Annotated in this window: 7 protein-coding genes; 2 read left to right on the top strand and 5 right to left on the bottom strand. The window is 60.7% G+C overall.

Annotation, left to right across the window (positions count from 1 at the left end; translation table 11 throughout):
• Window positions 1-170: 170 nt before the first annotated feature.
• Window positions 171-1,973 carry an acyl-CoA dehydrogenase gene (locus tag IMW75_RS05145; RefSeq protein WP_205892032.1) on the bottom strand — a complete coding sequence of 601 codons (1,803 nt, stop codon included), beginning with the start codon at window positions 1,971-1,973 and terminating at the stop codon, window positions 171-173.
• Window positions 1,974-2,186: 213 nt separating this feature from the next.
• Window positions 2,187-6,137 (bottom strand): trifunctional transcriptional regulator/proline dehydrogenase/L-glutamate gamma-semialdehyde dehydrogenase, encoded by a 3,951-nt coding sequence (putA, locus tag IMW75_RS05140; RefSeq protein ID WP_045061899.1) that lies wholly within the window; start codon window positions 6,135-6,137, stop codon window positions 2,187-2,189.
• A 463-nt stretch (window positions 6,138-6,600) separates the two neighbouring features.
• Between putA and putP the strand changes: the two genes are divergently transcribed.
• Window positions 6,601-8,085, top strand: a complete 1,485-nt coding sequence (putP, locus tag IMW75_RS05135; RefSeq protein ID WP_045061898.1) for a sodium/proline symporter PutP — start codon at window positions 6,601-6,603, stop codon at window positions 8,083-8,085.
• A gap of 178 nt (window positions 8,086-8,263) precedes the next feature.
• On the top strand, window positions 8,264-9,100 hold the full coding sequence (locus IMW75_RS05130) for a 23S rRNA (adenine(2030)-N(6))-methyltransferase RlmJ (RefSeq protein WP_045061897.1): 837 nt from the start codon (window positions 8,264-8,266) through the stop codon (window positions 9,098-9,100).
• Between the two features lie 138 nt (window positions 9,101-9,238).
• Here IMW75_RS05130 and msrA read toward each other — a convergent pair whose 3' ends face one another.
• The 3 genes from msrA to aceF all read right to left on the bottom strand — a co-directional run bounded on the left by msrA (window position 9,239) and on the right by aceF (window position 15,113).
• Window positions 9,239-9,886, bottom strand: a complete 648-nt coding sequence (gene msrA, locus IMW75_RS05125) for a peptide-methionine (S)-S-oxide reductase MsrA (protein WP_045061896.1) — start codon at window positions 9,884-9,886, stop codon at window positions 9,239-9,241.
• A gap of 175 nt (window positions 9,887-10,061) precedes the next feature.
• Complete coding sequence (locus IMW75_RS05120; RefSeq protein ID WP_045061895.1) at window positions 10,062-12,755, bottom strand: sensor domain-containing phosphodiesterase; 2,694 nt, start codon at window positions 12,753-12,755, stop codon at window positions 10,062-10,064.
• Between the two features lie 399 nt (window positions 12,756-13,154).
• Complete coding sequence (gene aceF / locus IMW75_RS05115; RefSeq protein WP_045061894.1) at window positions 13,155-15,113, bottom strand: dihydrolipoyllysine-residue acetyltransferase; 1,959 nt, start codon at window positions 15,111-15,113, stop codon at window positions 13,155-13,157.

Raw genomic sequence — 15,113 nt, 5'->3', positions numbered from 1 at the left:
TGCGTTTCTTCATGTACTACAACCGCACCAGGCTCCACAGCTACAACAACTACCTGTCGCCAATAGCTATGGAGCAAAAAGCGGCATAAGCACCGTAAACGGTGTCCGGGATTGCTTGACCAGTTCAGCTTGCCCGCGATTGGATTTGAGCAGTACTACTTCGGCTTTGGTTAAAACCACTCATCCTGCATCCCAAGACAAACATCATCCCGGGTCTCAAGAATCGCCAGCTCATGGTGGCAGCCCGGCACTTCCCAAGTGAGGAAATACCGCGCCGCCTGCAACTTGCCTTTATAGAAGCTGACGTCCGCCGCATCGCCCCTGGCCAACCCTTCCTCGGCGCGAATCGCCTGTTCCAGCCAGCGCCAGCCGATCACCGTGTGCCCGAACACTTTCAGGTACAGGGCAGAGTTGGCCAGGCTGCTGATGACCCTGCCTTGACCCAGGTCGGTCAGCAGGCCAATGGTCACGGTTTGCAGGCGCGCCACCAGCTTCTCCAGCGGTTCACGCAGCGGCGTTAACGACTCGTATGCCTGAGCACGCTCGGCCGTGTTGGCGATCAGGCGGATCAATTGCTTGAGCCCCGCACCACCGTTCTGCCCCAGCTTGCGCCCCAGTAGATCCAGCGACTGAATACCATGAGTGCCTTCGTGGATCGGATTCAAACGGTTATCGCGGTAGTACTGCTCCACCGGGTATTCGCGGGTGTAACCGTGACCGCCGAGGATCTGGATCGCCAGTTCATTGGCCTTGAGGCAGAACTCCGACGGCCAGGATTTGACGATTGGCGTCAGCAGGTCCAGCAGTTCATGAGCCTGCTTGCGCTCGCTTTCAGTCTCAAGCGTGGTGGTGTCATCAAACAACCGCGCCGCGTACAACCCGAGGTCGAAAGAGCCTTCCACATAGGCCTTCTGCGTCAGCAACATGCGCTTGACGTCGGCGTGCTGGATGATCGCCACGGGTGCGGTATTTGGATCCTTGCTGTCGGGCACCCGGCCCTGTGGCCGCTCGCGCGCATATTCCAGCGAGTACAGATAGCCGGCGTAGCCGAGCATGACGGCGCCCATGCCGACGCCGATCCGCGCTTCGTTCATCATCTGGAACATGTAGCTCAGGCCGTGGTGCGGTTTACCCACCAGATATCCCACGCAGTCGCCGTTATCGCCGAAGTTGAGCGCCGTGGACGTAGTGCCGCGCCAGCCCATCTTGTGGAAGAGACCGGCCAGCAATACATCGTTGCGCTTGCCCAGGCTGCCGTCGTCGTTGACCATGAATTTGGGGACGATGAACAGCGAAATACCCTTCACCCCGGCCGGCGCGTCCGGCAGTTTGGCCAACACCATGTGCACGATGTTTTCCGATAGCGGGTGATCGCCGCCGGAAATGAAGATCTTGTTGCCCTTGAGCCGATAAGTGCCATCGGATGCAGGTTCGGCGCGGGTGCGAATATCCGACAGCGAGGAACCGGCATGGGGTTCGGTCAACGCCATGGTGCCGAAGAAACGGCCGTCGATCATCGGCTGCAGGAAACGCCGCTTTTGCTCCTCGGTGCCGAAGCTTTCGATCAGGTTGGCTGCGCCCATGGTCAGGAACGGGTAAGAGGTTGAGGCCGCGTTTGCCGACTGGAAGTGCGCGAAGCAGGCCTGGGACAACAGCGTGGGCAATTGCATGCCACCGGCTTCGAAACTACGCGCGGCATTGAGGAAACCGGCTTCGAGAAAAGCGTCCACTGCGGGCTTCACTTCCGGGATCAGAATCGCCTGGCCGTCCTCGTAACGGGGTTCGTTCTCGTCGCCCTTGCGGTTGTGCGGCGCGAAGAATTTTTCGGCAATACTGCGAGCGGTGCCCAGTGCGGCATCGAAGGTCTCACGATTGTGCTCGGCGAATCGCTCGCGCTGGGTCAGGCCTTCGGCATCGAGGACTTCGTACAGCTCGAAAGCCAGATTGCGGGAACTGAGCAACGTCTCGGACATGGCGGCCTACCTTTTTTGGAATGGGCCGAGTCTAGACGTGGGGAGGGCGGGGTGAACAGGAAGATTGATTCTGGTGATGGACAAGTAAAAGATCGCAGCCTTCGGCAGCTCCTACAGGGGATCGAATTTCTCTGTAGGAGCTGCCGAAGGCTGCGATCTTTTGATCTTGCTTCTAAACACCAGGCACCCCCAAAGGGTGCCCGGCTTCTCGGTTTAACCGATCGTCATCAGGCTGGCGTTACCACCTGCCGCAGCGGTGTTGACGCTCAACGCCCGCTCGATCACCAGACGCTCCAGGGCAATGCTGGTTTCGCCCTGGGACAACCCATGAACGCCGACAATCGCACCTGCACGCTTGGCCACCTGCTGGCAGACCGCACGCAGCTGGTCGGAATGGCCGTGATGCAGAACCGCATCAAACACCACCTCGTCCTTGCTCCAGTCGGAAACCAGTTTGATGCGAGCCTGTACGTCCTTCGGCAGACGTGCGAACACCGCTTTGGTCAATTCGGCTTCCGGCCACACGGCCGAACCACCGACTGCCAGCACAGCAGCCAGTTGAGTCAGCAGGTCGCCTTCGACTTCCGCCAGGCACAATACGTGTTCGCGCGGTAGGATGGCGTAGCTGTTGCGTTCGCCGGTCGGGCCCGCCAGAACACGGGTAATACCGCTCTGCGATTGCTTCGCGAACTGCACGCACAAGGTTGCCAGGTCGGCGAACTTGTTGCTGTCGGCCCAGGCTTTCAGGGCTGTCAGCGGCTTGCTCATGGCGTCACGCAGACGAACGTCCGGTGCTGCGAGAGCATCGCCCCGAGCGAAGGATTGTTCAATCGCGTCGGTAGGACGAGTCGACAGCAGGCGGTACAGGTACAGCGGACCACCGGCTTTCGGGCCAGTGCCCGACAGGCCTTCGCCGCCGAACGGTTGAACACCCACTACTGCGCCGACAATGTTGCGGTTGACGTAGACGTTACCGGCGTTGACGTTGTCGATCACTTTGGCGATGGTCTCGTCGATGCGCGTGTGCACGCCCAGGGTCAGGCCGTAGCCGGACGCATTGATCTGCCCGATCAACTGGTCGATGTCCTTGCGCTTGTAACGGACCACATGCAATACCGGGCCGAAGATCTCCCGTTGCAGCTCGTCGAAGCTTTCCAGCTCGATCAGGGTCGGCATCACGAAGGTGCCGCGTTTGACTTCTTCGCTGTTGGCGATCGCCACCTGGTAAACATTGCGCCCTTTGTCGCGCATGCCCTGGATGTGCTTCTCGATGCCAGCCTTGGCTTCGGCGTCGATCACCGGGCCGATGTCCACGGACAGGCGCTCCGGGTTACCAAGACGGCATTCCGCCATGGCGCCCTTGAGCATTTCGATCACGCGGTCGGCGGAATCTTCCTGCAGGCACAGCACGCGCAGAGCAGAGCAACGTTGACCGGCGCTGTCGAAGGCCGAGGAAACGACGTCTATGACCACCTGTTCGGTCAGTGCCGAGGAGTCGACGATCATCGCGTTCTGGCCGCCGGTTTCGGCGATCAGCGGGATCGGACGGCCCTGGGCATCCAGGCGACCCGCGACGTTGCGCTGCAGCAAGCGTGCGACTTCGGTGGAACCGGTGAACATCACGCCTTTGACCCGATCGTCGCCGACCAGGCGGGCACCCACGGTTTCGCCACGGCCTGGCAGCAACTGCAGAACGCCTTCAGGAATGCCGGCCTCCAACATCAGGCGCACGGCCTGGGCGGCCACCAGCGGAGTTTGCTCTGCAGGCTTGGCCAACACCGGGTTGCCGGCCGCCAGTGCTGCAGCGACCTGGCCGCTGAAGATCGCCAGCGGGAAGTTCCAGGGGCTGATGCAGACCACAGGACCCAGTGGGCGATGTGCGTCGTTGGTGAAATCGTTGCGCGCCTGTACCGCGTAGTAACGCAGGAAGTCCACGGCTTCACGCACTTCGGCGATGGCGTTGGCGAAAGTCTTGCCCGCTTCGCGGGCCAGCAGGCCCATCAGCGGCTGGATCTCGCCTTCCATCAAGTCGGCGGCACGTTCCAGAATGGCCGCACGTTCGGCGGGCGGGGTGGCCTGCCAGATCGGTGCGGCGTTCAGGGCGCACTGGATCGCGTTATCGACGTCTTCGACCGTCGCTTCCTGCACATGGCCGACCACGTCACGCAGATCCGAAGGGTTCAGGACAGGCGCAGGGGTTTCAGTGCTGGACGCGCAACCGAGCATCGGCGCGGCTTTCCAGTTGTTGTGAGCGGTGGCCAGCAGGGCACAGGACAGCGAGGCCAGGCGATGTTCGTTGGCCATGTCGATGCCGCTGGAGTTGGCGCGCTCGGCACCATACAGGTCACGCGGCAGCGGGATACGCGGGTGTGGCAGGCCGAAACCGCCTTCCAGCGTAGCCATCTGCTCGATGCTGGCTACCGGATCGGCCACCAGCTCCTGGATCGAGATTGACTGGTCGGCGATGCGGTTGACGAACGAGGTGTTCGCGCCGTTTTCCAGCAGGCGACGTACCAGGTACGCCAACAGTGTTTCGTGGGTGCCGACCGGTGCATACACACGGCACGGACGGTTCAGCTTGCCTTCGGAAACCTTGCCCACAACCTGCTCATACAGCGGTTCGCCCATGCCGTGCAGGCACTGGAATTCGTATTGACCCGGGTAATAGTTCTGCCCGGCGATGTGGTAAATGGCCGACAAGGTGTGGGCGTTGTGCGTGGCGAATTGCGGGTAGATGACTTCCGGCACCGACAGCAATTTGCGGGCGCAAGCGATGTAGGACACGTCGGTGTACACCTTGCGGGTGTAGACCGGGTAGCCTTCCAGGCCTTCGACCTGTGCGCGCTTGATTTCGCTGTCCCAGTACGCGCCTTTCACCAGGCGGATCATCAGGCGATGACGGCTGCGACGAGCCAGGTCGATCACGTAGTCGATCACGTAAGGGCAACGTTTCTGGTAAGCCTGGATCACGAAGCCGATGCCGTTCCAGCCGGTCAGTTGCGGCTCGAAGCACAGGCGCTCCAGCAGGTCCAGCGACAGCTCGAGGCGGTCGGCTTCTTCGGCATCGATGTTCAGGCCGATGTCGTACTGCTTGGCCAGCAAGGTCAGCGAAAGCAGGCGCGGGTACAGCTCTTCCATTACGCGCTCGTACTGTGCACGGCTGTAACGCGGGTGCAGTGCCGACAGCTTGATGGAGATGCCCGGACCTTCATAAATCCCACGACCGTGGGATGCTTTGCCGATCGAGTGGATGGCTTGTTCGTACGACGCCAGGTATTTCTGCGCGTCGTGCTCGGTGAGCGCGGCTTCACCGAGCATGTCGTAGGAGTAGCGGAAGCCCTTGGCTTCGAACTTGCTCGCATTGGCCAGGGCTTCAGCAATGGTTTCGCCGGTGACGAACTGCTCGCCCATCAGGCGCATGGCCATGTCGACGCCCTTGCGGATCATCGGCTCGCCGCTCTTGCCGATGATGCGGCTCAGGGACGAAGTCAGGCCGGCTTCATTATGGGTGGAGACCAGTTTGCCGGTCAGCAGCAAGCCCCAGGTGGCAGCGTTAACGAACAGCGAAGGGCTGTTGCCAAGGTGCGGGTGCCAGTTGCCAGTGCTGATCTTGTCGCGGATCAGTGCGTCGCGTGTGCCTTTGTCCGGGATACGCAGTAGCGCTTCGGCCAGGCACATCAGTGCCACGCCTTCCTGGGAAGACAGGGAAAATTCCTGCAGCAGGCCCTGGACAATCCCGGCCCGGCCGCCGGCGCTCTTCTGGTTGCGCAGTTTTTCCGCAATCGAGGCGGCGAGTTTGTTGGTGGCTTCGGCCATGCTCGCTGGCAGGCGAGCCTGCTCGATCAGCATCGGCACGACTTCTGGCTCAGGGCGGCGGTAGGCGGCAGTGATCGAGGCGCGCAGTACCGATTGCGGCAGGATGCTTTCAGCAAATTCCAGGAAGCACTGATGAGCATGATCCAGAGGCGCATCGACAGAGTCGTCGGAATCCTTGGTCAAGCCGTTCAGTTCGGTCAGGGTTGCACCACCCTCGAGTTTCTCCAGGTAATTGAAGATGGCCTGCTTGATCAGCCAGTGCGGCGTGCGATCAATCGAGGTCGCGGCAGCCTTCAGGCGATCGCGGGTCGGGTCGTCAAGTTTGACCCCAAGAGTGGTGGTAGCCATATTTTTATCCTCATGTTTGCCACAACTGCGTGGCATCAGCTGGCGGCAAGATTAGCCCTGCGCTGATCGAGGTGCAACCGGGTGCAACCCTTTTTTTGTTGGAATTACAGGCAGTTCGTCAGGAAATAAATTCCGGTACGAAGGTACCGCTCCTGCTTGGTGCTTTTACTTATAGCAATCGTTGAAAACCGCCCTAAAAGGGAGCAAGAAACGGCATTTGGCAAATAATTCCGACTAGGTGCAACTTATTCGCTAGAAACAGGTTGCACCTTATTTGCTTTGTTGAATAGCATTCGCGGCGAAGGTGCAACCGGCTCCAAAGTCAGGTGTGCCGGCTGATGGCTTTCCTGGGGAAACATCAGTCATAAATGCGCGGGATACACAATCGTCTGTCAAACGTCGTCGTTTGCGAGCGGTTAGCCAAAACCGCCGCTACATAAAAACAAAGCCAGGGCGTAACTTAATGAGCGTTAGCAATCCAACCCTGATCACGTTCGTGATCTACATCGCAGCAATGGTGCTGATCGGCTTAATGGCCTATCGCTCCACCAACAACCTTTCCGACTACATTCTGGGCGGTCGTAGCCTGGGCAGCGTGGTAACCGCATTGTCCGCCGGCGCCTCCGATATGAGCGGTTGGTTGCTGATGGGCCTGCCGGGCGCTATCTACATGTCCGGTCTCTCCGAAAGCTGGATCGCCATCGGGCTGATCATCGGTGCCTACCTGAACTGGCTGTTCGTCGCCGGCCGTCTGCGTGTGCAGACCGAGCACAACGGCGATGCGCTGACCCTGCCGGATTACTTCTCCAGCCGTTTTGAAGACAAAAGCGGCCTGCTGCGGATTATCTCGGCGGTTGTGATCCTGGTGTTCTTCACTATCTATTGCGCGTCCGGCATCGTGGCTGGCGCCCGTCTGTTCGAAAGCACCTTCGGCATGTCCTACGAGACTGCGCTGTGGGCCGGTGCTGCGGCGACTATTGCCTACACTTTCGTGGGTGGTTTCCTGGCAGTGAGCTGGACCGACACCGTGCAAGCCACGTTGATGATCTTTGCCCTGTTGCTGACGCCAATCATCGTGCTGCTGGCCACCGGCGGCGTCGACACCACGTTCCTGGCTATCGAAGCGCAAGATCCAAGCAACTTCGACATGCTGAAAAACACCACCTTCATCGGCATCATCTCGCTGATGGGCTGGGGCCTGGGCTACTTCGGCCAGCCGCACATCCTCGCGCGTTTCATGGCGGCGGATTCGGTCAAGTCGATCGCCAAGGCGCGTCGCATCTCCATGGCCTGGATGATCCTGTGCCTGGGTGGCACCGTGGCTGTCGGTTTCTTCGGCATTGCGTACTTCGCTGCGCACCCTGAAGTGGCCGGTCCCGTGACCGAAAACCCAGAGCGCGTGTTCATCGAGCTGGCGAAAATCCTCTTCAACCCATGGGTCGCCGGTGTACTGCTGTCGGCCATTCTCGCGGCTGTGATGAGCACCCTGAGCTGCCAGCTGCTGGTGTGCTCGAGCGCCCTGACCGAAGACTTCTACAAGACCTTCCTGCGTAAATCCGCTTCCCAGGTCGAGCTGGTCTGGGTCGGCCGCGCCATGGTGCTGCTGGTTGCCCTGATCGCCATCGCGATGGCCGCCAACCCGGAAAACCGCGTACTGGGCCTGGTGAGCTACGCCTGGGCAGGTTTTGGGGCTGCGTTCGGTCCGGTTGTGCTGATTTCCGTGATCTGGAAAGACATGACCCGCAACGGCGCGCTGGCCGGTATCCTGGTTGGCGCGATCACTGTGATCGTGTGGAAGCACTTCGAACTGCTGGGCCTGTACGAAATCATCCCGGGCTTTATCTTCGCCAGCCTGGCGATCTACATCGTCAGCAAGCTCGGCGCACCGACGGCAGGCATGCTGCAGCGCTTCGCCGCAGCCGAGGCAGATTTCCGCCTGAACAAGTAATGCGATGAGCTGATGCTCTGAGCCTTTGCCGAACACGAAAACGGCCCGCTTCCTCTGGAGGTGGGCCGTTTTTTTATGCCCCCGAGGCGCGAAATGGTCGCGCTCAGCCCGCTCGGCCGCGAAGCCCTGACGTTACGCTCGGTACAGGGTAAACTTGCCGGCCTGCGCAGGAGCAATCATGAATTATCGTCACGCCTTCCATGCCGGCAATCACGCCGACGTGTTCAAACACCTGACCTTGACCCGCCTCATCGCCCTGATGTCGCGCAAGGAGCAGCCGTTTGCCTATCTCGATACCCACGCCGGTATCGGCCTGTATGACCTGCAGGGTGATCAGGCCAGCCGAACCGGCGAGTACCTTGAAGGCATTGCGCGTCTTTGGGATCAACCGGACTTGCCGGCATTGACCGCCGATTACATGAAGGTGTTGCATGACATGAACCCGGATGGCCAGTTGCGCTATTACCCGGGATCGCCGGAACTGGCGCGGCGTCTTACGCGACCGCAGGATCGGGTGATGCTCAACGAGAAGCACCCCGAGGATGGCCTGTTGCTTAAGGACAACATGGCCGGCGATCGACGGGTCAAAGTGCACCTGGGCGAGGGCTGGCATGTGCCTAGGGCGATGTTGCCGGTGCAGGAGAAGCGTGCGGTGATGTTGATCGACCCGCCGTTCGAGCAGCTGGATGAGATGCAGCGCTGTGCGGCGTCGCTGAAAGAGGCTATCGGCCGAATGCGCCAGACGGTGGCGGCGATCTGGTATCCGGTCAAGGACCAGCGCATGTTGCGGCGCTTCTATCAAGACCTTGCAGGCACCGGCGCGCCGAAGTTGTTACGGGTAGAGTTGCTGGTGCATCCACTGGATACGCCGAACAGCTTGAACGGCTCCGGGCTGGCGATTGCCAATCCGCCGTGGGGGCTTGAGGAGGAGTTGCGCGAGTTACTGCCGTGGTTGTCGCAAAAGCTTGGGCAGACCCAGGGCGGGTGGCAGATGGATTGGTTGATCGCCGAATAATAGCGGCGATCAAACACCCGTGTAGGAGCGAGCTTGCTCGCGAGAAGCCATTGAGCACTGCGGGGTATCAGGTTTCCCGCGTTATCGTTGACGACCATCGCCAGCAAGCTGGCTCCTGCAGGGGGAAGCGGTGTCCGATCAGATCGGGCAAGTCACGCCAGTGCCGCCGATCCCGCAATACCCTTCAGGGTTTTTCGCCAGGTACTGCTGGTGATACGCCTCGGCGAAATAGACCGTCGGTGCTTCTTCGATTTCGGTGGTAATGGTGCCTTTACCGGCTTTGGTCAGCTCAGCCTGGAACACTTTTGCGCTGGCCTTGGCCGCTTCCAGTTGAGTCGGGTTGGTCGCATAGATCACCGAGCGATACTGCGTGCCGATGTCGTTGCCCTGGCGCATGCCTTGAGTCGGGTTGTGCAGCTCCCAGAACATTTTCAGCAGCGCTTCGTAGCTGACCTTCGCCGGCTCGTAGACCACCAAAACCACTTCGCTGTGGCCAGTCAGGCCTGAGCAGACCTCTTCGTACGTCGGATTGGGTGTGAAGCCGCCGGCGTAACCGACCACCGTACTGACCACGCCTTCGCGCTGCCAGAATTTGCGTTCCGCACCCCAGAAGCAGCCCAGGCCGAAGATCGCGAAATCCACGTCGGTGACGAACGGGCCCAGCAGCGGCGCGTCGTGGACGAAATGTTTCTCCGGCAGGGACATAGGGGTTTCGCGGCCAGGCAGAGCTTGTTCTTTAGTTGGGAGCACGTTTTTATTCACCAGTATTTCCGAGCGCAGAACCATGATCAGTCCTCTCAGTCAGGTTGGATGTAAATAGGTAGACCACCAGTGTGCCCAATGATGCCCGTTAACGCACTACCCCTGTAGGAGTGAGCCTGCTCGCAGTACGGTACGTCAATGACGTGGATGCTGGCTGACACGACGCTATCGCCAGCAGGCTGGCTCCCGCATGGGCGTCTCAGGCAATCGGGCCGCGCGGATAGCGTTTGAGCTTCTCGATCAGCTCGCTGCCCGGGATTGGCCGGTCGAACAGGTAGCCCTGGCCGACGTCGCAGCGGTGGCGGCGCAGGAAGGCCAGCTGCTCGGCGGTCTCTATGCCTTCGGCTACTACTTTGAGCTTCAGGTTGTGGGCCATGGCGATCACTGCGGAGGTGATTTCCATGTCGTCCTGGTTGTCCGGGATTTCGTGGATGAAGCTTCGATCGATCTTGATAATATCGATCGGGAATTTTTTCAGGTAGCTGAGCGACGAATAGCCGGTGCCGAAGTCATCCATGGCCAGGGTCAGGCCCAGGCGCTTGAGCTGGTCGAGTTGCAAGTGCGTGTCTTCGGTCGCTTCGAGCAGCAGGCCTTCCGTCAGTTCCAGCTCCAGCAGGTTGGGCGGTAGCGCTTCTTCCTTGAGGATATTGGCGATGGATGCCACCAGGTCCGGGTCGGAGAACTGTTTGGGCGACAGGTTGATCGCCACCTGCAAATTGCCCAGGCCGGCGGCAGTCAGGTCTTTGCTCATGCGGCAGGCCTGGCGTGCGATCCATTTGCCGATCGGGATGATCAGGCCGGTTTCCTCGGCGACGCTGATGAACTGGTCGGGGCGGATCATGCCCTTGTCTGGATGGTTCCAGCGCAGCAGCGCTTCCATGCCCAGCAGGCGCCCACTGCGCAGGCACAGCTTGGGCTGGTAGAACACGTCCAGTTCATTCTGGGTCAGGGCGCGACGCAGGTTGTTCTCGACGAACAGTTTGTAGCTGGCCTCGGCATTCAATGCCTCGGTGAACACCTGAACCTGATGCTTGCCGTTGGCCTTGGCCTTGTGCAGCGCCAGGCCAGCGTTGCGCATCAGCGTCTGCGGGTCGCGGCCATGCAGTGGCGCGCACGCCAGGCCCACGGAGCCGGTGACGCTGATCAGCTGGTTGTCGACGAACATTGGCTTGTCGAGCGTCGCCAGCAGCTGGTTGGCGACCTGTTGGCCGGTGCAGAGGTCGGTGTTGTCCAGCAACACGGCGAATTCGTTGCTGGCAAAGCGCGCCAGGCTGCCGCTGGGGCTCAGGCTGTTGCGCAGGCGGCGGGCGAGGCTGATCAGCAGCTTGTCGCCGGTCTGGTGGCCGAGGCTGTCGTTGATCCGCTTGAAGTTGTCGATGTCCACCAGCAGCAGGCTGATGGGCGTATCGGTATCCCGGGCGAAGCGTTCGTCGAGGTTGCGGATGAAGGCGGGTCGATTGCCCAGGTTGGTCAGGTTGTCGGTGTAGGCGAGACGTTCGATTCGCTGCTGGGCGAGTTTGCTCTGGGTGATGTCTTCGTAAATGCCAATGTAATGCGTCAGCTCGCGGTTGTCGCCGTACACCTTGGAGATCGACAACTGGCCCCAGTAGGGTTCGAGGTTCTTGCGTCGGCTTTTGAATTCGCCCTGCCAGCTGTTGCTCTTGGCCAGCGCTGAAGTCGCGTCAAACAGCAATTCACTGAGGTTTTCCAGGGCCGGCAGTTGGGACAGTTGCTGGCCGTGAACCTCCTCGGTGCTGTACTGGGTGATCGCGGTAAAGCTGGGGTTGACGTACTCCACGATGCCATCGCAATTGACCAGCAGAAAGGCGTTCGCGCTCTGCTCGACTGCCCGCTGGAACAGGTGCAGGGCACTGGTGGCGGTGCGGCGGTTGTGATTGCTGATCACTTGGGCAAACTGGTCCGCCAGCTCGCCGGCAAAAGCTATTTCGTCCGACTGCCAGGCGCGGGCGGTGGCATTCTGCTCTAGGCATAGCACCCCGACCACTTGGCCGTCGACCCGAACGCTGGCATCGAGCATGGCGATGACATCCCGTGGTTGCAGGCATTCGACCAGCTCGCGGGTGCGCGGGTCGCGCATGACATTGTGGGCGTCGATGGCGCGGCCGGTGTGCAGGGCTTCCAGATAGTCAGGGAAACCACTGACATCGATCGGGTCTGGCAGTTGATGCTTCTGGCTCGCGCGGTGATAGGCCGAGATCGGTACCAGCATCGCCCCCTCAAGGTTCCACAGGCTAGCGCAATCGACCTCGTACATATCACAGGCGCTGCGGGTGATCAGCTCGGCGGCTTCCAGCAGGGAGTTGATGCTGGTGTAGCGCTGACGCGTCAGCAGAAGGATCAAGTCTTGCTGCGCACGCACTCGTTCCAGGTGCATCAGCTGTTCCTGCTGGGTGCGCTGGTTGAGTTCAAGGGCGATTTGCAGGCGCGAGTTCTGGGTTTCCAGGTCCAATGCGGCCAGTAGAGGGTTGCCTTCGAACAGTTCGTCCACCACCAGCAGGTAGCCGCGCAACAGCTGTCGGTTGTGCTGTTTGAATGCTTCGCCCAGCTCCAGCAGCTTCAAGGCGCCGGCGGGGGTGTGCAGGGTATAGCGGATCAGGTAACTGGAGGCTTCGGTGAGCTGCTGCTGAATCGCATCATGCAGCTGATGGCGCGCTTGCGGCTCCATCAGGCTGGCATAGGGCGAACTGATCAGGGAGCAGAGCTCAACCGCCGCCAGGCCAAATTGTCGTTCGCAGTTGGGGTCGAGAAACAGCATCGCCCAGCTGGCTTCATTCAGCCGCTCGAAACGCAGCATGCCGAGCCGCGAGGGCACAGGCAATTGCGTCACTACCTCGGCCGCCATACGGCTGGCGGCATCGGGTTGGCTTTTCATGAAGGGAGACTCGCTGCGAAAGTACTGGTCGCGCCGGGCTCGCGCCCTCTTTTCTGTTGCGTGTCGCAAGGTTGCATCATTGCGACACCGACTGACAAGAGAGATGGAGGCCAAGTGCTATAAGAATATGTCGGCAGGGATTGGGAATTCTGCAGTTGCGGGTCGAAAGTATTATTTTGGCCCTAAAGAATCGCAGCACCCAGGGCTGCGATCCGGGGGGCAGCGCAACGGAATATCGATTCTCTGCAACAGGTTGCCTGTTCTGCCCTGCTGCAGGAATTCGGTTAAAACATTCAGGCAAAAAAAAGCCCCGCCAAATTGGCGGGGTTGAGGTACGAGCGTGGCGCTCGGAAAACGCGAAACGCAACTGGCCCTCCCGGGAGGGAGGGCCAGTTGGTGTTACAGCAGGATGGTGCGGATATCGGCCAGCAGGTCGCTCAGGCGCTTGGTGAAGCGTGCAGCAGCGGCGCCGTTGATCACACGGTGATCGTAGGACAGCGACAGTGGCAGCATCAGTTTCGGCTGGAAGGCTTTGCCATCCCAGACCGGCTGGATGGTTGCCTTCGAGACACCGAGGATCGCCACTTCCGGCGCGTTGACGATCGGCGTGAAGCCGGTACCGCCAATGTGCCCGAGGCTGGAAATGGTGAAGCAGGCACCTTGCATGTCGTCAGCGGTGAGCTTCTTGTCGCGGGCTTTGGCAGCCAGCGCAGCCGCTTCAGCGGCAAGCTGCAGCAGGCTCTTCTGGTCAACGTTCTTGATGACCGGTACCAGCAGGCCTTCAGGGGTGTCGACCGCGAAGCCGATGTTCACGTACTTCTTGCGGATGATTGCCTTGCCGCTTGGCGCCAGCGAGCTGTTGAAGTCCGGCAGCTCCTTGAGCAGATGCGCGCAGGATTTGAGCAGCAGCGGCAGGATGGTCAGCTTGACGCCGGCTTTCTCTGCAACGGCTTTCTGGGCGATACGGAACGCTTCCAGGTCGGTGATATCAGCCGAATCGAACTGAGTCACGTGCGGGATGTTCAGCCAGCTGCGGTGCAGGCTGGAAGCGCCGATCTGCATCAGGCGAGTCATCGGCACTTCTTCGGTTTCACCGAAGCGGCTGAAGTCCACGACCGGAATCGGTGGAATGCCCGCGCCACCGGTTGCGCCGCCAGCAGCGGCCGGTGCTTCCTTGGCCTTCTGCATCATGGCTTTGACGTAAACCTGAACGTCTTCTTTCAGGATGCGACCGTGTGGACCGCTGGCGCCGACCGCGTTCAGCTCGACACCGAATTCACGGGCCAGTTGGCGAACAGCCGGGCCTGCGTGAACCTTGGCGCCCGGCTTGGCCGGGGCAGCAGCCGGTGCGGCAGGCGCAGTGGCAGCCGGAGCAGCGTCAGCCTTGGCGGCCGCAGGTGCAGGAGCCGGTGCGGCAGCGGCGGTTGCCGGGGCAGCAGCAGGCGCAGCGCCTTTGACCTTGAGCTTGAGGATCAGGTCGCCGGTACCAACCTCGTCATCCAGCTTGATGGAAATGCTTTCCACCACGCCGGCGGCAGGCGATGGGATTTCCATGCTTGCCTTGTCGGATTCCAGGGTGATCAGCGACTGGTCGGCGGTGACGGTGTCGCCGGCCTTGACCAGTACTTCGATGATCTTGGCTTTGCCCGACGAACCAATGTCCGGCACATGAATGTCCTGGACACTGTCGGCAACCGGTGCGGCCGGGGCAGCAGCAGGTGCAGCAGCGGCGGCAGGCGCAGCAGCCTGGGCCGGAGCGGCAGCAGCAGGCGCCGCAGCACCTGCCACTTCCAGATCCAGGATCAGGTCGCCGGTGCCCACTTCGTCATTGAGCTTGACGCTGATGCTCTTGACCACGCCAGCGGCAGGCGAAGGGATTTCCATGCTCGCCTTGTCGGACTCCAGGGTGATCAGCGACTGATCAGCCTCGACGGTGTCGCCGACTTTGACCTGGATCTCGATGATCTGGGCCTTGCCCGACGAACCGATGTCCGGCACATGCACTTGCTGTACGGAGGCAGCAGCAGGCGCCGCAGCAGGAGCGGCTGCAGCAGGAGCTGCCGCCGGTTTCTCTTCAGCCTTGGCCGCCGGCGCTGCGGCAGCCGCAGGTGCCGCAGCAGCGTCACCCTCGACTTCCAGCTCAAGCAGTTCGTCGCCTTCTTTCAGGCGGTCGCCCAGCTTCACCTTGAGGCTTTTGACGATGCCGGTCTTGGGAGCAGGAACTTCCATGCTCGCCTTGTCCGACTCAAGCGTCAGGATGCTCTGTTCGGCTTCGATACGGTCGCCGACCTTCACAAATAGTTCGATTACTTCACCTTCACCGCTGCCGATGTCAGGTACGCGAATGAGTTCGCTCAC

It is taken from the genome of Pseudomonas gregormendelii, assembly GCF_017114825.1.
GTDB classification, from domain to species: domain Bacteria; phylum Pseudomonadota; class Gammaproteobacteria; order Pseudomonadales; family Pseudomonadaceae; genus Aquipseudomonas; species Aquipseudomonas gregormendelii.
Note: the sequence above shows the minus strand (reverse complement) of the source record. Positions and strands in the feature narration are given on the sequence as shown.

Excerpts from the sequence above, each read along its gene's own strand:
- IMW75_RS05145 (WP_205892032.1), bottom strand. The coding sequence starts at position 1,973 with ATGTCCGAGACGTTGCTCAGTTCCCGCAATCTGGCTTTCGAGCTGTAC.
- putA (WP_045061899.1), bottom strand. The coding sequence starts at position 6,137 with ATGGCTACCACCACTCTTGGGGTCAAACTTGACGACCCGACCCGCGAT.
- putP (WP_045061898.1), top strand. The coding sequence starts at position 6,601 with ATGAGCGTTAGCAATCCAACCCTGATCACGTTCGTGATCTACATCGCA.
- IMW75_RS05130 (WP_045061897.1), top strand. The coding sequence starts at position 8,264 with ATGAATTATCGTCACGCCTTCCATGCCGGCAATCACGCCGACGTGTTC.
- msrA (WP_045061896.1), bottom strand. The coding sequence starts at position 9,886 with ATGGTTCTGCGCTCGGAAATACTGGTGAATAAAAACGTGCTCCCAACT.
- IMW75_RS05120 (WP_045061895.1), bottom strand. The coding sequence starts at position 12,755 with ATGAAAAGCCAACCCGATGCCGCCAGCCGTATGGCGGCCGAGGTAGTG.